Raw genomic sequence first — 17,359 nt, 5'->3', positions numbered from 1 at the left:
AATCCGGGCTGAGTTCCCTCAAAGTGATCTACTATTCCGCGCAGCTATTTAGNCGCCCGCGTTGCGCTCGGTTATGACGTTGCAGGAGAGAAACAGCAGCGTAAAGCCGAAGCGCTGGCGAAGATGGAAGCAGATAAAAATGCCATGCGCGTGTCTGACCTCGCCGCCGAATACTTTACCCGGCAAATACTGCCACGCTGGAAACACCCGGATATACTGCGCCGCCGCATTGATAAGGACATAAACCCCCGCATAGGAAGCATGAAGGTGGAGGACGTAAAGCCACGCCATATTGACGATATGCTAAAAGCCATCGTAGACCGTGGAGCGCCTACCATAGCAACGGATGTTTTACGATGGACGCGCCGCATATTCGACTACGGCATAAAACGCCACGCTTTAGAGATTAACCCTTGTTCAGCCTTTGAAGTGGCAGACGCAGGCGGTAAGGAAGTGAGCCGCGAACGCTGGTTAACCCGCGATGAGTTAATCCGGCTGTTTTCAGCCATGCGCACAGCCAAAGGGTTTAGCCGCCAGAATGAAATTACTTTTAAGCTGCTACTGACGCTATGCGTTAGAAAGATGGAGCTATGTGCGGCGCGGTGGGAAGAATTCGACCTGAACGGCGCTGTATGGCACTTGCCAGAAGAACGCAGCAAAAACGGCGATGCTATCAACATCCCCCTACCCCCGCCCGCTGTTAAATGGCTGGAAGAATTACACACCTTTTCCTGTAACAGTAAATGGGTTCTGCCAGCACGAAAGATGCAAAACAGGATGATCCCCCATATTCAGGAAAGTACCCTACCCGTGGCGCTGTCAAAAGTAAGGGCAGAACTGCCTGATGTACCTAATTTCACCATACATGACTTTAGGCGCACCGCTCGCACTCACCTTGCAGCGCTGGGCATAGATCCGGTAGTGGCAGAGCGTTGTTTAAACCACCGTATCAAGGGCGTCGAGGGTATCTATAACAGGCATCAATATTTTGACGAACGCAAAGCAGCGTTAACGCAGTGGGCTGATTTACTGGTAGCGCTGGAACGTGGCGAGGAATACAACGTAACGCCGTTGAGAAAGGCAAAGTAACCAGCCAGTAACCGCGATTAGTAACCAGAATTAACGAACTGACCGGATCTAGCCTGACGGGGCGAAAAGCGGCAAACCTTACCGCCTGATCTGGTCATCTTTTTAAGGTGACGTTTATAGGTGACGTTATGAGCAACTTATTCAAACTAAAAAAATGGCTAGCAGTCGAAGATACTGCAAAGAGGTTGTCTAAATCAATGGGTGAGTCCGTATCTCCATCTGACTGCTTGCAACTCGCCCTAGATGGCCATTTGACCATCTCTGTTTTACTCGATGGTGACCGCTATGGAGTTTTAGCAAAAGAGGTCATCACGACGAAAAGGGAATTTCTTAAGGCAGGAATAATACAAACTACCCCAGACGGGGCTTACATTAATGTTTTGGGTAGTGAAAATTTTTTTTCTAACAGTGAGTTAGATGCTGATTTTTACCGTGTTGAAAGAGAGGGTAGTATTCGCAGGCTTAAATCTGGGGATTTGTATGATCTCCCTATGATTGGAGCCGAGTTACTTGATGTACTTCATGAGTTCGAATCTGAAAGGGGAAAGGTACCTAGAGAATTTCATAACATAGAAGGGGCGTTTTTAAGCACATCAATCGGAACTTTTAACATTATGGAGAGTTTTAACGAGTTTGTTTTTAACGCTAACAATGATGGTGAGATTGTTTATTTCGATAAGGAAAAAGGCATTCCAGTTGACTTCGATAACTACCATGATTTTTTTTACCCTTGCCGATAGCCTGGGGAAGGTCGAGTTTGTTTTTAGAACAAAGAATATTGAAAAATTTGAGAACGGCTTATTAAATGACAGCGATAATAACTTAAGCCTAAATGAAAGCTTGCAAATCATAGGCACACTACTAGATACACTCAAAAATGCTGACATAAAATCCAAGAGATGGACACAAGACTCACTGAAGTCTGAGATGGTTGAAAGGAATAGTTCATTGAAACAAAGAAAGATTGATGATTACTTTTCAGAAGCAAATAAGATTTTAAAATCAAACAAATAAGTTCGTAACGAAAACTTGATTTTCGGTGCGATGACAGTGCTATTAATTTAAAGAATCATACCCCTAACGCCGCACAGCGCGGTATAAGAAAGTTAGGGGACATATGACCACACATAGCACAACCACCGCCCACAAAGCAGCATTGCCACAAACAGGCTACATCCGCCGTTATCTTTTAGCGGATGCGCTGGGCGTTCACGTTGCCACCGTTGACCGCTGGGTAAAAGCTAAAGCCATGCCCGCACCTGTGAAGCTGGGAGAAAAGATCACCGCCTTTGATGCGGTGGAGATTAACAACTGGCTGGCAGCACGGCGGGAGGCGGCATAATGAAAAAAACCCGCAGCGTGGCGGGCATCATCGAACAGGTTAGCGCCAACGATAATACCCCTACTGCCACCATCAAGCCAGCACCGAAAAAGCACCGCGCCCGCATATATATGATGCGCACCGGGGTTAACGGATTTACCGAAAATGAAATACTCCGCTATTGCCGCTTATCGTCTGGCAGAAATTATGCCAGCGAATTAGAACGCAGCCTTGATATTCACCTTGAGCGTATCGACGAGAAAAACCCTGACGGCATCGGATCACATTTCCGTTATCGCTTCACATGCCGCGCTGACGTCATGCGCGTTATTCAACTGGTAAACCACAATGCCGCCGCTGGTGGCTATCGTAGGCTATCACAGCAGGAAATTAACGACATTCTGACCTTATACCCGGACGCATTCACCGCCGCTTAATCGGAGCTAAAAAACATGACATTTCAAAATATGGCTAATTGCCGTGACGGGCATCCCCACGCCAAAAATCAGGGCATGGATATATTCAGGGCTACCGCGCAGGATATTACCGTTATCCGTTTTGACGGCGTACAGGTGCGGATAGTGAATATCAACGGCGAACCGTGGTTTATGGTTAAAGATATTTGCGCTGCGCTGGAAATGGCGGATCACTTAGTCGCATTACGCCGCCTTGATGGTGACGAAAAGGGGGAGTGTTTAACACCTACCCCCGGAGGTAATCAGGTAATGCGTACGGTACGCGAATCTGGTTTTTATAAACTGATAACCCGCAGCCGGAAGGCCAGCACCCCCGGCACATTTGCACACCGTTTCAGTAATTGGATATTCCGCGAGGTGATCCCGTCTATCCGTAAAACGGGCGCATACGGCGTACCGTTCGCTTTTCTTAACGATCACAGCAAGCGCAAAGCAACCTACACAACAAAGGCCAGTAAGCGCGGTAAAGCCCTGCAATCCTGCAAGACAGAGAAAGCGAACTTAGCCGCAGAAGAAAAGGCGCTATGGCTTAAATACCAGCCTGATTTACTGGGGGTTCACTAATGACCACCCGCACCCAACAGCGCCAGTTTAAGGACTCACACGGGCGCACCGTCACACTGCGCGGCATGAGCGGCGGGAACGTGGTTTTTATGCGCCCCGGCTACCCGCACCCGTGCCAGCAGCCGCTAGAGAAATTTAAAGCGGAGTTTATCGAGGTGACGCCATGCGAGTGACTCAAGCCGCCGTCCAGAAAGAAGCCTTCCCACTGGCTGGCCTGTTAGTAAATGTTATGGTTCAGAGCCTGAAAGAACCCGTAATTTCACGCCCGATCACCGGAAGTGAAAACCTGACAAAACCTAATGCCGTGGAATATTTTTCTACCATCAATCGCACAGGGGGAAATCTCTGCCTGAATGATGCGCGGGAAGAATTTTCGGGCACGTCAGGGAGTTTCGTGACCAGTACGCGAGGCGAATTTAAGGACACGTTAGGACATTTTGCGACCACTGCGCACAAGGGAAGCCTTGAGTTTTGCGAGTCCATAAAAAAGGGCAGCACTGCGAATGCCACCCTTTGCCACGATGCCGGAAATAATCAGGCTTTAGGCTCTATGCCTTCTTTCCGCAGTCTTTCGCGGCAGGAGTCTTTAACCCATGAGCTGAAATTACCTTGCCCGGCAACAACGTTTATTTGCTCTAAAAGCGAATCCTCAAAGCGTATGTGCTTCATGGTGCTTCCTTTGCGATCAAACGCTTTTTTCTCTTTTTCGTCTTGCATTGGTAGTTACCAGTATTATAATGGCAATACAGATGGTAACTACCACAACAGGGTAAAGCAATATCAATCTGTAAAAACAACGATGCCCCGAAGTGCGCCAACACTAACAGGGCATCTCACAACCGCCGATAGACTGATTATCGAGGAAGCTGTAATGGATATTACCACACACCCGCAAGGGTGGGAGTCGTTCGGCCTGAATTCAGGCCACCAGCACCGCCATTTTGTCTGGATTATCGCCGCCGTTCGCCGTGATAACCCGGCATTGTCACCCGTCATCCACCATATCGCCGCCGAAAACGAGCGCGAAGCCCGCCGCACTCTGGCAAAAGATAACGTCTGCTTTTTTGCCGGGCGGCTGAACATCGCCACTACAGGGGTGAGCCATGCGTAACGCACCCGCCATTACTGCGCCATCCCCGGCTGAAAGGCTGGAGAATGTGCGCCACGATGCCGCCATGACCGCCCGCTATGCCGCAGAGCTAAAGGCGCTGTTTGATTGCCATCTTGACGCACGGTTACGCGAGGCCAACCCCAAAGCCGGGGCGCGGTTCTGGACGCTTATCCACGAACTTTACAGCGCCGCAGGGCGTACACAGATGCGGCTTGACCGAATGGAGATACCCCAATGATCCGCGCTGATACCCATGCCAAAAATGATGCGCTGGACGCACTGGAAAAAATCAAAATCCTGACAGAGGCCGCGCTTTTTCTGACACACAACGACACCGAAAGGGACGCCCAAAGCGAACTTATCGGCGTTATTAATGATCTGGCAATTCGCGTACTGGAGGCCAGCCGATGAAAACTATGCCGTTGTGTGACGCTATTTGCCGGGTAGAACAGGCGCAGGGAGTGTTATCCGTCTGGATGGAGATGGGGATATTTAATCGCACACTATCACCGCGCATGGTTGGCGCACTGATTACCCTGCTGGAAGGCGTGCCGGAGGCAATGAACGCTGCCAATAGCGAGTTGGTCGATTACATGAAGCGGGAGGGCAAAGCATGAGCAAGGCCGTAACACTGACCGCAACGGGCGTTTACCGCACTGAAGCCACCCGGCACGGGGTCAGTATCACCCGTCGCAACGAGGCCGGACAGTATGAGCATATGGCGCTAATCGACTACCCCGATATGCTGCGCAAGCTGGAGGCCGGAGACTTTGACGGCGTGCGCGATATACCGGACATACTCCGCGCAATGGCTGACGGCGCGGCGCTGGGCTACCACACGCCCACGGCAGAGCAGGAGCTTATTGTCTGGCGGCACTGTGTGGCGCTGACCTTCATCAGCGAGCAGCTGCGTAAAAATGGCGCGGTGGAGGTGGAAAACGAACGGGGAGGCACGGACAGCGGCGTTATCTACTGCGGGCAATACGGCTGTATGGCGGTCTACCCCGCCCCTGAGCGTTTCGCTATGGCAAACAACATTGAGAGCGCATTAATAGAGCGCTACGGCAGGGAACAGGGCGAGCGAAATGCCGTGCTGATGTATCAGGCCATGCTTGAGGGCGGCGGGCTGTCCGATATGGGCCGGGAGCTGCTGGCTGATTTGCATGATGGCTTTATCCGCATGTTGCAGGATGAAGGCTTACCGCCCGCACCCGTGGCGCACTGAGGGGGAATGATGCGAAATATTGACTTAATCCGCGAAGTGACCGCCGCCGCCGCAGGGCGCTGGCCCGGCGTGCTGGCTATGACGGGTATCACCGTTCCCCACTCACCCCGGCAGCATTCCGAATGCCCGGCGTGCGGCGGTACGGATCGCTTTCGCTTTGACGATGGCGGGCGCGGTTCCCATATCTGCAATCAGTGCGGGGCGGGTGACGGGCTTGACCTTGTGGCAAAGGTGAACGACTGCGACACCACCGAAGCGGCGCGGCTGGTGGCTGATGCGCTGGGTATTGATTACCGGGCGGCAGAAACCGACAGCGAGGCAGCCAGCCAGAGGCGGGCGCAGGCGGCAACAGAACGCCAGCAGCGGGAGCAGGAGCGCCAGCGGCAGGCCGCAGCAGACGAGGCGGCACGGCGGGCAAACTTTTCCCGTCACTATCAGACGCTGGCAGAGCAGGCGCAGCCGGGCGAAAGCGAATATCTGATAACAAAAGGACTGAATGGCTTCACCTTCCCGATGCTTTCTGACGGGCGGCTGTTACTGGCGCTGGCAAACCTGTCCGGCACGGTCACCGCCGCGCAGACCATTACCGCCGCTGGTGTCAAAAAGCTGGTGGCGGGTTCGGCAAAGCGTGGCGCATATCACGCCGTCAACGCACCAGAAGCACCGCAGAGCATAGTGATTGCCGAAGGGCTGGCAACCGCACTAACGGCGCACCTGATACGCCCTGACGCGCTGGCGGTGGCGGCGGTGGATGCGGGCAACCTGCTGCCCGTAGCGGAGGCAATGCGCCAGCAGCACCCGCAGGCGAAAATCATTATTGCCGCCGATAACGACCACCAGCAAGGAGGCTCCGAAAATGGAGCCTCCAACACCGGGAAAGAGGCAGCGGAGAAAGCCGCCCTGTCCGTGGCGGGATGGGTATCAATCCCCCCTACAGACCATAAGGCAGACTGGAATGACCACCACCAGCAAAACGGACTGGAGGCCGCTACAGCCGCTTTTAACGATTCGCTGTACCAGCCGCAGGGGGAAAGCATGACGGACGAGCAGAGCGGCGCAGAGGACGGCAATAACACGGCACGGGATTCAGCCAGCCACACTAAGGTTAAGCTAAGGAAACCGGGAGGGTTGGATAGCGATAAAGACCCGCTCAAGCCGCGCACTGAAAGCCGCAGTGACGGCGTTTTCTGGATAACCCCGAAGGTGGACAATGAGAGCGGCGAGATTATCAACAATGAATCGTGGCTGTGTTCCCCGCTGGAGGTTATCGGCATCGGACGCGACGACAAAGACCAGTTTTTAATCATCAAATGGTTCCCGGCGGGAGCCAGCGCCAGCACCACGCAGGCCATCCCCCTTGCCGATATCGGAGAGCGCGAAGGCTGGCGCGTCCTGAAGGCCGGAGGGGTGAACATCACCACCAAGCCCGCAATGCGGGCCACCCTTGCCGACTGGCTACAGCGCAGCGGTTCCCGTGAGCTATGGCGCGTGGCGCAGGCTACGGGCTGGCAGTGTGGCGCGTACATTATGCCGGACGGTGAGATTATCGGTTCCCCCGATATGCCCGTACTGTTTAACGGCAGGAGTTCAGCCGCAGCGGGCTACACCTGCAAGGGAACGGCGGCAGAATGGCGGGACAGCGTGGCAAGGCTGGCGGGCGGCAACTGGTCAATGATGACGGGGATCGGCGCGGCGCTGGCGGCCCCGCTAATCGGACTGGCGGGCGCTGACGGGTTCGGCCTTCACTTTTACGAGCAGTCGAGCGCGGGCAAGACCACCACGGCAAACGCCGCCGCCAGCCTGTACGGTAATCCTGACCTGCTGCGCCTGACGTGGTACGGCACGGCGCTGGGGCTGGCAAACGAGGCCGCCGCCCACAATGACGCGCTGATGCCGCTGGATGAAGTCGGACAGGGAGCCGATCCGCGCAGCGTGGCGCAGTCCGCTTATGCGTTGTTTAACGGCGTGGGGAAATTGCAGGGCGCGAAGGAAGGCGGCAACCGGGATTTAAAGCGCTGGCGCACCGTGGCAATCAGCACCGGGGAAATGGACCTGGAAACCTTTATCGCCAGCACCGGACAGAAGATAAAGGCCGGGCAGCTGGTGCGCCTGCTGAATATCCCGCTAAGCAAGGCGGCAGAGTTCCACGAGCACCAGAGCGGCAAACAGCACGCTGACGCGCTGAAAGATGCCTTTATGCGCCACCACGGCGCGGCAGGCCGGGCGTGGGTTAAATGGCTGGCAGACCACCAGCAGCAGGCCGTTAACGCCGTGAGGGAGGCTGAAAGCCGCTGGCGCTCACTTATCCCGGCTGACTACGGGGAGCAGGTACACCGGGTAGCCGCACGGTTCGCCATTCTGGAAGCCGCGCTGATACTGGGCGGCGTGGTCACCGGATGGGATGCGCAAACGTGCCGGGATGCGGTACAGCACAGCTATAACGCATGGGTAAGGGAGTTCGGCACCGGGAACAAGGAGCACCAGCAGATAATCGCCCAGGCTGAAGCATTTCTTAACGCCCACGGCCTGAGCCGTTACGCCCCGTTCCCGTATGACCCGGCAGCGCTGCCAATCCGCGACCTTGCAGGCTACCGGACAAAAGGCGGGCATGAGCACGACCCGATAACCTTCTATACCTTCCCCGCCGCCTTTGAGGGGGAGATAGCGAGAGGCTTTAACGCGAAACAGTTTGCGGAGGTGCTGAAAAGCGCCGGGATGCTCACCCCGCCCAGCAGTGACAGAGGTTATCAGAGGAAGTCACCGCGCATCGACGGACGGCAGTACCGGGTTTACGTGCTCAACTATTTACCGGACGAGGAGAGCCAGCCAGAGGAATAATTTTTTCTCACATACGTAGTTAAGGTGTTGGTTCAGTTGGTTCAATTTGTAAAGATTGTTGTTTTATAAGGTTTTTATTTCTGAATCTGAACCAACACTGAACCAACAAAAGCCTGTTTTGAACCAACAACGGACAAAGAGGAACTTTCTCATGGCTGGCAGTGAACCAACAAAACGCCCCGCTGAACCAACAAAAAAAGCGCCGTGTTGGTTCAGTAATCGGGTTAAAAGCCCTTTAAAAACAGGCGTCTTTACAAACTGAACCAACTGAACCAACTGAACCAACTGAACCAACACCCTTTTACTTATATAGAGAGAAAAAACACCCCTCATACATTAAGAAAACGACATTAGCAAAACTGATAATCGTTTAAGTTTGAAGGTCAGAGCGTACGCCCGGCGTTAAAGCCTACATTATTGCAATAAATGAAATGATACTGGTGATTGTTGCGATAAATGGAATTACAATAACTGTACACATAAACAACACTGGGTTTATAGACATGAAAAAAGCCAGCACGTTGCGCCCCGTACTGCTGACGGCCTCACAGATGGAGGCCATCCGCAGCATTCAGGAATCAGAGCGCAAAAACTCACGGTTCGGCACTGCGCCAACGGTTCACGACATAGCGCGCGGACTAATTTCAAGGGCTTTAGAAAATGCAGGGGTTCCCGTGTAATGGAACAGTTACAACGGTTAGCGGAAGTAATAGCCGGGACGTACCTTGAAGGGTTAATCAGGGACAGCGGTTCTGACAGGGTTGAACACAATGGCGTATCCGGCAAGGTGTCGTCACCCCTGCTTGCCTCTGGCCTGATTGATAATGTTATTTCAGCGGCGCGGGATTTATGTATCGCAGAAGACTATCAGCGGGAAGCCTACAAAATGCTGATGGAAATGATTTCTTTTGATGGCCCTCAATATCAACTAACGCAGCATGGCAGGGCAGTAATAGACACAATGAACAGCCTTGCACTTGCCAAAAAATGCAAATTACCAACCCATTAAGGTAGATACATGTCAGATGTAAAGGCAGGAGGTATTTATTACGAGGTAGGAGCAGACCTTGAGCCATTATTAAAAGGTGTGGATAAGGCCGGACAAGCTCTTAATGGCATGGGGAAAGAGGCTGGCAATTCAGCGGCAGGATTTTCCCGACTTGAGACTCAGGCAAAAAAAAGCGCCATTGCGGTTAATGAAGCTGCGTCCAGTGCCAACAGATTACGCACAATTTCCGGGCAAATGGGATATCAGTTGCAGGACGTGGCTGTACAGCTTCAAATGGGGCAAAGCGCACTTATGGTCTTTGCTCAACAAGGATCACAAATGGCGGGCGCGTTCGGCCCGTCCGGCGCGGTCGTGGGGGCTGTTATTGCCGTGGCCGGGGCGATTGGTTCGGCCCTTATCCCGGCGCTGTTTAGTGGAAAGACTACCGCAGAAGATTTGCAGAAAACCCTTTCCGAGCTGGACAAGGTGATTACGTTTTCCCAAAGTGGCGTTGCGGCGCTGTCCGATAAATATGCCCTGCTGGCGAAAACTAACGGAGCCTTAGCAGAAGCCGTCAGAGAAAATGCGCTATCGAAACTGGAGCAGGACGCAGCCAAAGCCGGAGAAGCAATAAAGGGCGTTATTGCCGCTCAGCAGTCCTTTATGCCCTCACTCAACGGCGGGGCATCCAGCGTTATTTTGATGGGTAATGCGATGGCAGCGCTGAATATCACCACGGCTGATTATCAGCAGGCCAGCAGTGCAGGAATGGCGTTTCAGTCTCAGGCCATGACTATTGGTAACACCGTGGGAATGTTGGCATCAAATTTTGGCATAACTAACCAACAGGCATACACGCTTGCACAGCGAATGATTGAAGTGGCCAACACCCCGACCCCGCAGGCCGTGAGCCAGCTAAACGGTTACCTTAAAGACTTGCACGGAACGACTGATAAAGGTTCGGCTGCGCTCCTCGATTTTAAGACCAGCATCACAGATGCGGGCGCAGCGGTCTCTGATATCAGGGCGAGACTTGAAGAATTCCGGGCATCAATGAGCGGCGCTATCGCCACGGCGCAACAGCAGCAGACCTTTGAGGGGCTGATAGCTAACTTAAAGCAGCAGGAGATTGGTTATAAGCAGGGCGCAGCAGCCGCTAAAGCGTATGCGATAGAACATGCCAACCTGACAGAGACTCAGAAAAAAGAGGTTCTGGCGCAGAATGCCGCTACAGAATCAGCAAGGCAGGCGGCAGAAGATCGAAGAAAGGCGGATAACGGTAGCAAGGCAGGTGATTCTGCGGTTACCGGTCTTGCCCGCCTGTCACAGCAGTATGACGTTGCGAGACTGAAAGCACAGGGAATGAACAAAGAGGCCGCACAGCTTGCCGCCGTCCAGTCATTAGGTGCGGAAGCTACGGACAGGGAAGCACGGGCAGCATCTAATCTGGCAGGTAAAATCTTTGACCTGACAAACGCCGAGGAAAAGCGCCGACAAGCGCGGCAGGGCCAAAAATTTGCCGGGCAGGAGATAGCCGCAGCCCAGACCCAGAAAGACCCGCTAACCGGGCAGTCGAAAGACCCACTGGCGCAAATCAACCTTCAGGAGCAGCAGAAACTTGACGCACTTGCTCAGTATCAGGCAATCGATAAGCAGAATATACAGATTTATGAGGATGCAAAAACAGCCATACAGCAGCAGGCCGCGAACGCCCGTAAGCAAATAGCTATTGATGAGGCTAATACTCAATCTCAGGCCATATCATCAATTATAGGGTCGGTGTCACAAGGATTTGATGGGCTGGCTAATCTCGCAGCAGGCGCAGCAGGTAAAAGCAGCGGCGCATATCAAGCCATGTTTGCCCTAAGCAAGGGGTTTGCTGTGGCTCAGTCTGCGCTAAACCTCCAGCTCGCGCTATCTCAGGTATTGGCAAACCCAGCAGATCTAACCCCCGCACAGAAGTTTGCAAGCTATGCTGCTGTAGCCAGTGCTGGCGCATCGTTGCTTTCAACTATCGGCAGCATTTCTTACGGTGGTGGGCGCAAGAACGGCGGGCCAGTGTCTGAAGGAACTATGTATCAGGTGGGCGAAGGTGGCAAGCCGGAGATATATCAAGCCAGCACCGGGAAGCAGTACATGATACCGGGCGACAACGGCAAGGTTATCAGCAATAAGGATATGCAGGGCGGCGGGGGCGGCGGCGTTGTTATGAATGTTGCTTTTAACATCCAGACCACGAACGGAATTGACGAAGCAACGCAGAAGCAGATAGTAAAGCAGATGGAGAATGTAGCAATGTTTGTAGCCAAAAGAGAAAGCACGCGCCCCCGTGGAATATTGCAGCGGAGAAAATAAAGCGGCGATAAACGCATATTATTTCGCATTCAAAATGCCGGAGTGGAAACCATGCGCGAACAAACCCGAAGCTATACCACGGCACAACCCCGCCTGACGCTGGCACACCTGAAGGCTATCCGGCAGAGGTTCAGTAAGGGGGCGAAGGCGCTACAGCTGGCAACCCGTGCCGGAGAAATGCGCTTTCACCTGGACGGCAGTAGCTACACGGCAACCATCGGCGGGAGGGTATTACCGATGAGAACCACCAGCACACGGGCGGGCTATGGCGTGCGGCACTGGTACTTATGCCCTTACTGCCATAACCGTGCGGCAGTGCTGTTTATCGGTAAGCGTGATTTAGCCTGTAGAAAGTGCTGGGGGCTTCACTACGCCAGCCAGAGCGAAGACCGGTTAGCCAGAATGCGGCGCAGCCTGTTTAAGCAGCGGGCGGCGATATGGGGCAACTATGCGCCCGCGCAAAGCCTGTTTAACGACTGCGCCCTTTTTCCCAAGCCTGCTGGCATGAGGTGGGAAACGTTCAGCCGGAAGGTTCTACACCTGCAACGGAGCGAACAGGCGTACTACAGGGCATTCAGTCCGGTAGTCGAGAAGATGACCGGGATGATTGAGCGCAGGACAGGCGCGGCGGGGGCAGGTTAAACGTTCAGGGCTTCCCGCNGTCAGTACCGCCGCCTTACCTTTTTTCGCACCGCCGCAGGTTAGAAACCTTTTTTTGGGCGTGGAAGGTTATATCGCGCACTACATATCAACAGATTACTGTAAATAACCTACAGCGAAGGGTAACCCCATGACAGACCGCCAGACGCTTGAGTTAGCCGTATTACAGATGGCCCGTCAGAGCGGGGAGCCGCTGGACAGGCACACCCTGTACACCGTGAGAAACGGTATCAGAAACGCACTGGCAGCGAGTGAGCGCCACCGCCAGAGAATGAGCGCCCCGGCCTACCAGTGGAAGAAGCCAGCGCCGCGCAGGTGATACGGGAAAATCCCGCATGTTAATACCGGGAACCCCGGCTTTATAGTTTTGCGACAAGTACGGGGCGCGGTCAGTATTCAGGCACTTAGCGCCGCTGCTATCCGGGATGAATTACCGCCCTGACGCTTCCACGCGCTGTAAATGTCCTTATCCCACGCCTTACCCGCCTTAGTCTGATATCCGGCCTCGTTAAGCCGTTCAGCAATGATACGCCCGTTGTCGAAGCCTTCCCGGATAGTGGCGGCAACAATCTGAATCGCCGCAGCCTCATTGTACGGGCACGGCGGGATGCCCTGCTTACCCACTGCCAGCGCAGCCGCTGCTATTTCCATGCGTTCCACCAGCGCCAGCAAACGACTATCGGCGTTATTGTCCGGCTGGTTCAGCTTGTGGCGCACGGCATCAATCAGCCAGGCGGTTTTATCAGAACCGGACTCACTGACCGCAGAGATAAAGGCATTAGCCAGTTCAGCAGGCACACGAAAGGTAACGGACAGGGATTTATTCACTACAACCACCAGCGGTAAGGGTTAAACGGCTATTTTACCATCGTAAGACAACGTAAGACAGACGGTTAGTTATCAACCCTCACCGCTTCCCCGTCTATAGCCTCACCCTTGCCGCCTTCATCGCGTACCACCAGACAGGAGCCGGGCAGGCCATACCGGGAGCAGTTACACCAGATACCTTTACCGTCACCGCTTTGTGTCGTGTCCTGTCTGCGCTCAAAGCTGGTNACCTTCTCTAACAGGCCATCTTTCACCATCGCTTCAAGCGTGCGCCGGGTAGATTCCAGATGATGCCGGGTATCGAAGGAGTCCAGCCCGCAAACCAGATAGGCCAGCCCGGACACGTCAAACGGCGGCGATCCAATCTCACCCGTCACCCATTCGAGGTTATCCGGCTGGTAGTAGCTCAATATCTCTTTTTTACGCGCTGTCATTCTCATGGCTGGCGGCATTCCTTAATGTATGAGGCATCTATCATANAATAAGAAACAGGCGGGTAGAATTACGGTAAGGATAAAAAACGAGCAGAAAGGCTGGCACCTTAAAAAACGATGTACACAAGGGTGTACACAATGAAATTACACATTACATAAAAACCAGCAGCCACAAGGCATAGACACACCTACTCAACAAACAGATTCAATCAAATAACGATTTACTGGCTATCACCAAATAGCAAAAAACCCAGACAGCCCGCCGCACGGTGGGCTTTTTTACGTGGATGTCTGCCCGCGACAAGGGAAAACGGTTTCGTGGCATCATCAGATCACCAACGAAAACTGGAAAAATTTACCCGTCACGGTTTTCTTAAATAATAGGCACCAGAACCTTCACAGGGTAAACTATCCCCTTACTTTATTAAGGCTTTAGTTAAGGATCTCCAATGCAAACTTTACCTCCCTGCCCGAAATGTCACTCCGAGTACAGCTGGCAGGATGGCCATATGCTCAACTGCCCGGAATGTGGCCATGTCTGGGCTGAAGGTGCCGATGCCGCTGCTGAAGATAGCCTGGTCGTGAAAGACGCCAATGGTAACCTGCTGGCGGATGGTGACAGCGTGACGGTGATTAAAGATCTGAAAGTCAAAGGCAGCTCTACACCACTGAAGATCGGTACCAAAGTCAAAAGCATTCGTCTGGTAGAAGGCGATCACAATATCGATTGCAAAATTGACGGATTCGGCCCAATGAAGTTGAAATCCGAATTTGTGAAAAAAAACTGATCGCCTCCAGTAGCCACAGCGCTACTGGTTTTCCGCATTGCACCCAAGCTGCGCTGTGCAGGGCGTTTGCCACGCCAGCTGTAGCTGCTAGTATCACAGAACATGGCATCATGCTTAAGGGCGTGCGGCGCTCAATGAACCGGCTCAATAACTGGAGGCTAAGTGAATAAGACGTTAGGTGTGTTCTTCCCGCTTTATACTACTACGCTGTTAATGCTTCTCGGCTCCGGGTTGCTCACTACCTACGTTTCCCTGCGTCTGACCTCAGCCCATGTTTCGGGCGCCCTGATCGGGGCAATCATCGCCGCAAATTACATTGGTCTGGTGATTGGCGGCAAAGTCGGTCACTTTCTGATTGCCCGCGTTGGTCATATCCGTGCCTATGTTTCCTGCGCCGGGATTATTACTGCCGCCGTACTGGGTCACGGCCTGACCGGATATATCCCTGCGTGGATCGGTCTGCGGCTTATCATCGGCCTGTGTATGATGTGCCAGTATATGGTGCTGGAAAGCTGGCTGAACGACCAGTCCGAGTCCGGCCAGCGTGGAAAAGTGTTTGGCTGCTATATGGTTGCAACCTATCTCGGGATGTCGCTTGGCCAGGTTGTGTTGATGCTGCAAACCGATCTCGGCCTCAGCACGCTGCTATTAATTGCGCTCTGTTTTGCTCTGTGCTTGGTGCCCATTGCACTCACCACTCGCACCCACGCACGCCAGCTCTCACCAGCACCTATGGAGTTACGCCACTTTATAGGATCGATTCCGAAAGTGCTGGCAACCACGCTGGCAATTGGTATGGCTGTAGGCTCTTTCTATGGTCTGGCACCGGTCTACACCAGCCAGCAACAGCTGACCACCGGGCAAACCGGCCTGTTTATGGCTATTGCTATTTTCGCCGGGCTGGTTGCACAGTTTCCACTCAGCTGGCTGTCTGACCGTTACAATCGTACCCGCCTGTTGCGCCTGAACGCGATAATGCTTGCCGTTGCCGCACTTCCGTTGGCGCTACTGCCACAGCTCGGTTTTCCACTGTTGTTGGCCCTCGGATTTATCGTCAGTATGTTGCTGTTCTCGCTCTACCCGCTGGCCGTTGCGCTGGCCAACGATCTGGTCGAGCCAGAACGACGCGTCTCGCTGGCTGCCTGCCTGCTGATGGCGTTCGGCGTAGGTGCCAGTATTGGCCCATTAATGGTCGGGCTGCTGCTTGAGCCACTTGGTGGTAACACGCTGTATGCGTTTTTTGCCCTGTGCGGCCTGCTGATTGTTGCTATGAGCCGGACGGTGAAAAAAGATGAGGCCCAGTTTGTTGAAGATGCGCCGGTTCCTCATATCGCGATGCCGGACAGTCTGATGAGTTCGCCCCTTTCACCAGCCCTTAATCCGGCGTTTGATGAGCAGATGATTGAGGAAACCATGCCATCACTCGATATCGAGCCGGAGGCAGAGCAAGAAGTGGAAGTCACGACTCTGCAAGGGGCAGACCCCGATGAAGAAACCGGTCTTAAAAAAGCGTGGGAAAAATTGTAGCCCCATCAGTGTTTTGTCATCCTTGCTGACGTTGGACGATAAGGCTTTCTGCCTCTGGCGCATGAGCCGGATGTTAGCCGCGTGAAAGACACGACGCTTTTTCTTGCAAGGGAGCAGGCTGAAATGCCTGCAGCCAGGCTTTATCGTATTTAGCCCGGTGCCATAGCGACAGGACCGCATCAACTCCCTCTAAGAATACAGGTTGCCGAAATGAACAGAGAAAATAACAGAAATATGAGTTTGAAATCCGCCTGCTTGATCGCCTGAAGATGACATTAACCCCAACGACTCCTTTTTAATGGCGTACACATTCAAATTAATCGGGAGATTTCTTCTGACTGAAGGGAACATTCATATCAAGCCTTGCGCATAGGCATAGCGTATTAATTCAACGTTAGAAGAGACGCCAAGGCGCCGCATAGCATTATACTTTTGCGTGGAGACCGTGCTGATTGTTCTGTTCTGTCGCCGTGCTATCTCTGAAAGAGTGTACCCTGATGAAAACAGCCTAATCACTTCTAGCTCTTTAGGAGTAAGTCCATTTCCTTTTTCACCACTTTTCGACAAATAACTTTTGATGTTACTCAGGGAAGATGAGAAATAATAACCACTTTGGTTCATGACATGATGACATGCAATTACCGTATCCTCTACCGGGTCCGATTTACTCACGATGGCCTTAACCCCGTAATCGCATGTTTTTCTGAGTATGGCTATGTTCTTTTGTGATGTCAGTAAAACGATTTTCACCAGCGGAAAACGGCCACTTAAGGCGCGTATTTTGGCAAAACCATCTATTGCTGAGCGTTTCGAACTCAACGAGAAATCAGTGATGACAATATCTGTCTGTGCCGATGCCAGAACAGCCAATAAGTCCTTACCACATCCTGTTTCTGTAGCGATGGTAAACTTATCATTATTTGAAAAAAGCATTTTCAGTGAATGGATGATATGTGGATGGTCATCAGAAACCGCCACCGTGAATCTGCTATACATACAGCCTCCAGATGCTTCATCATGACTAGCCTGAAGAAATACACAACGAGTTAAATATAATAATTCCGTCCAGCATCAAATGGCAAGCAGTTTGCAATAAATATAAAATCAACCAAAATGAAGTGCAGAAAAAAGGAATTAATGGAATAAACAATAAAA

General features: G+C 52.8%; 21 protein-coding genes. 18 read left to right on the top strand and 3 right to left on the bottom strand.

Features of this window, described 5'->3' with window-relative positions; translation table 11 throughout:
• The first annotated feature begins 33 nt into the window (after window positions 1-33).
• From EPYR_RS00355 to EPYR_RS00280, 16 genes are all read left to right on the top strand, one after another.
• The gene (locus EPYR_RS00355) at window positions 34-1,089 is read left to right on the top strand and encodes a tyrosine-type recombinase/integrase (protein ID WP_081442220.1); all 1,056 of its coding nucleotides are present in this window, start codon (window positions 34-36) and stop codon (window positions 1,087-1,089) included.
• Window positions 1,090-1,217: 128 nt separating this feature from the next.
• Complete coding sequence (locus EPYR_RS00350; protein WP_049782781.1) at window positions 1,218-1,829, top strand: hypothetical protein; 612 nt, start codon at window positions 1,218-1,220, stop codon at window positions 1,827-1,829.
• 377 nt (window positions 1,830-2,206) lie between these two features.
• Complete coding sequence (locus tag EPYR_RS00345) at window positions 2,207-2,431, top strand: helix-turn-helix transcriptional regulator (RefSeq protein ID WP_012666455.1); 225 nt, start codon at window positions 2,207-2,209, stop codon at window positions 2,429-2,431.
• Window positions 2,431-2,847 (top strand): hypothetical protein, encoded by a 417-nt coding sequence (locus tag EPYR_RS00340; RefSeq protein WP_012666454.1) that lies wholly within the window; start codon window positions 2,431-2,433, stop codon window positions 2,845-2,847. The genes EPYR_RS00345 and EPYR_RS00340 overlap by 1 nt, the downstream gene beginning before the upstream one ends.
• Window positions 2,848-2,862: 15 nt before the next feature.
• Window positions 2,863-3,450: a BRO-N domain-containing protein gene (locus EPYR_RS00335; RefSeq protein WP_012666453.1), complete on the top strand. Its 588-nt coding sequence runs from the start codon at window positions 2,863-2,865 to the stop codon at window positions 3,448-3,450.
• The gene (locus EPYR_RS18710) at window positions 3,450-3,623 is read left to right on the top strand and encodes a DUF4222 domain-containing protein (protein ID WP_012442141.1); all 174 of its coding nucleotides are present in this window, start codon (window positions 3,450-3,452) and stop codon (window positions 3,621-3,623) included. The genes EPYR_RS00335 and EPYR_RS18710 overlap by 1 nt, the downstream gene beginning before the upstream one ends.
• Entirely contained in the window at window positions 3,614-4,561 is a 948-nt protein-coding gene (locus EPYR_RS21460) for a host cell division inhibitor Icd-like protein (RefSeq protein ID WP_012666452.1), read from the top strand. The genes EPYR_RS18710 and EPYR_RS21460 overlap by 10 nt, the downstream gene beginning before the upstream one ends.
• Entirely contained in the window at window positions 4,554-4,799 is a 246-nt protein-coding gene (locus EPYR_RS00320) for a hypothetical protein (RefSeq protein ID WP_012666451.1), read from the top strand. Before EPYR_RS21460 ends, EPYR_RS00320 begins: the two co-directional genes overlap by 8 nt.
• Window positions 4,796-4,972, top strand: a complete 177-nt coding sequence (locus tag EPYR_RS20565) for a hypothetical protein (protein WP_014538418.1) — start codon at window positions 4,796-4,798, stop codon at window positions 4,970-4,972. The genes EPYR_RS00320 and EPYR_RS20565 overlap by 4 nt, the downstream gene beginning before the upstream one ends.
• The gene (locus EPYR_RS00315) at window positions 4,969-5,178 is read left to right on the top strand and encodes a hypothetical protein (RefSeq protein ID WP_012666450.1); all 210 of its coding nucleotides are present in this window, start codon (window positions 4,969-4,971) and stop codon (window positions 5,176-5,178) included. The genes EPYR_RS20565 and EPYR_RS00315 overlap by 4 nt, the downstream gene beginning before the upstream one ends.
• Window positions 5,175-5,786, top strand: coding sequence for a hypothetical protein (locus tag EPYR_RS00310; RefSeq protein ID WP_012666449.1), 612 nt, complete (start codon window positions 5,175-5,177; stop codon window positions 5,784-5,786). The genes EPYR_RS00315 and EPYR_RS00310 overlap by 4 nt, the downstream gene beginning before the upstream one ends.
• Before the next feature lie 9 nt (window positions 5,787-5,795).
• Complete coding sequence (locus EPYR_RS00305; protein WP_012666448.1) at window positions 5,796-8,624, top strand: TOPRIM and DUF927 domain-containing protein; 2,829 nt, start codon at window positions 5,796-5,798, stop codon at window positions 8,622-8,624.
• 679 nt (window positions 8,625-9,303) lie between these two features.
• Complete coding sequence (locus tag EPYR_RS00295; RefSeq protein WP_012666445.1) at window positions 9,304-9,633, top strand: hypothetical protein; 330 nt, start codon at window positions 9,304-9,306, stop codon at window positions 9,631-9,633.
• A gap of 9 nt (window positions 9,634-9,642) precedes the next feature.
• Window positions 9,643-11,967, top strand: a complete 2,325-nt coding sequence (locus tag EPYR_RS00290; protein WP_012666444.1) for a phage tail length tape measure family protein — start codon at window positions 9,643-9,645, stop codon at window positions 11,965-11,967.
• A 51-nt stretch (window positions 11,968-12,018) separates the two neighbouring features.
• On the top strand, window positions 12,019-12,609 hold the full coding sequence (locus EPYR_RS00285) for a hypothetical protein (RefSeq protein WP_012666443.1): 591 nt from the start codon (window positions 12,019-12,021) through the stop codon (window positions 12,607-12,609).
• A 148-nt stretch (window positions 12,610-12,757) separates the two neighbouring features.
• The gene (locus EPYR_RS00280; RefSeq protein WP_012666442.1) at window positions 12,758-12,946 is read left to right on the top strand and encodes a hypothetical protein; all 189 of its coding nucleotides are present in this window, start codon (window positions 12,758-12,760) and stop codon (window positions 12,944-12,946) included.
• Window positions 12,947-13,023: 77 nt separating this feature from the next.
• Here the strand turns inward: EPYR_RS00280 and EPYR_RS00275 are convergent, their stop codons facing one another.
• Both EPYR_RS00275 and EPYR_RS00270 read right to left on the bottom strand, forming a co-directional pair.
• Window positions 13,024-13,455 (bottom strand): hypothetical protein, encoded by a 432-nt coding sequence (locus EPYR_RS00275; protein WP_012666441.1) that lies wholly within the window; start codon window positions 13,453-13,455, stop codon window positions 13,024-13,026.
• A gap of 65 nt (window positions 13,456-13,520) precedes the next feature.
• Window positions 13,521-13,895 (bottom strand): hypothetical protein, encoded by a 375-nt coding sequence (locus tag EPYR_RS00270; protein WP_012666440.1) that lies wholly within the window; start codon window positions 13,893-13,895, stop codon window positions 13,521-13,523.
• A gap of 443 nt (window positions 13,896-14,338) precedes the next feature.
• Between EPYR_RS00270 and EPYR_RS00265 the strand changes: the two genes are divergently transcribed.
• Both EPYR_RS00265 and EPYR_RS00260 read left to right on the top strand, forming a co-directional pair.
• Window positions 14,339-14,677 (top strand): zinc ribbon domain-containing protein YjdM, encoded by a 339-nt coding sequence (locus tag EPYR_RS00265; RefSeq protein WP_012666439.1) that lies wholly within the window; start codon window positions 14,339-14,341, stop codon window positions 14,675-14,677.
• 162 nt (window positions 14,678-14,839) lie between these two features.
• On the top strand, window positions 14,840-16,204 hold the full coding sequence (locus EPYR_RS00260) for an MFS transporter (protein WP_012666438.1): 1,365 nt from the start codon (window positions 14,840-14,842) through the stop codon (window positions 16,202-16,204).
• Window positions 16,205-16,555: 351 nt separating this feature from the next.
• Here the strand turns inward: EPYR_RS00260 and EPYR_RS00255 are convergent, their stop codons facing one another.
• Complete coding sequence (locus EPYR_RS00255) at window positions 16,556-17,200, bottom strand: response regulator (protein WP_012666437.1); 645 nt, start codon at window positions 17,198-17,200, stop codon at window positions 16,556-16,558.
• Window positions 17,201-17,359: the final 159 nt, after the last annotated feature.

It is taken from the genome of Erwinia pyrifoliae DSM 12163 (genome assembly GCF_000026985.1).
Lineage (GTDB): Bacteria > Pseudomonadota > Gammaproteobacteria > Enterobacterales > Enterobacteriaceae > Erwinia > Erwinia pyrifoliae.
The sequence above is the reverse complement of the archived record's forward strand: the minus strand, read 5'-3'. Positions and strand labels throughout refer to the sequence as shown.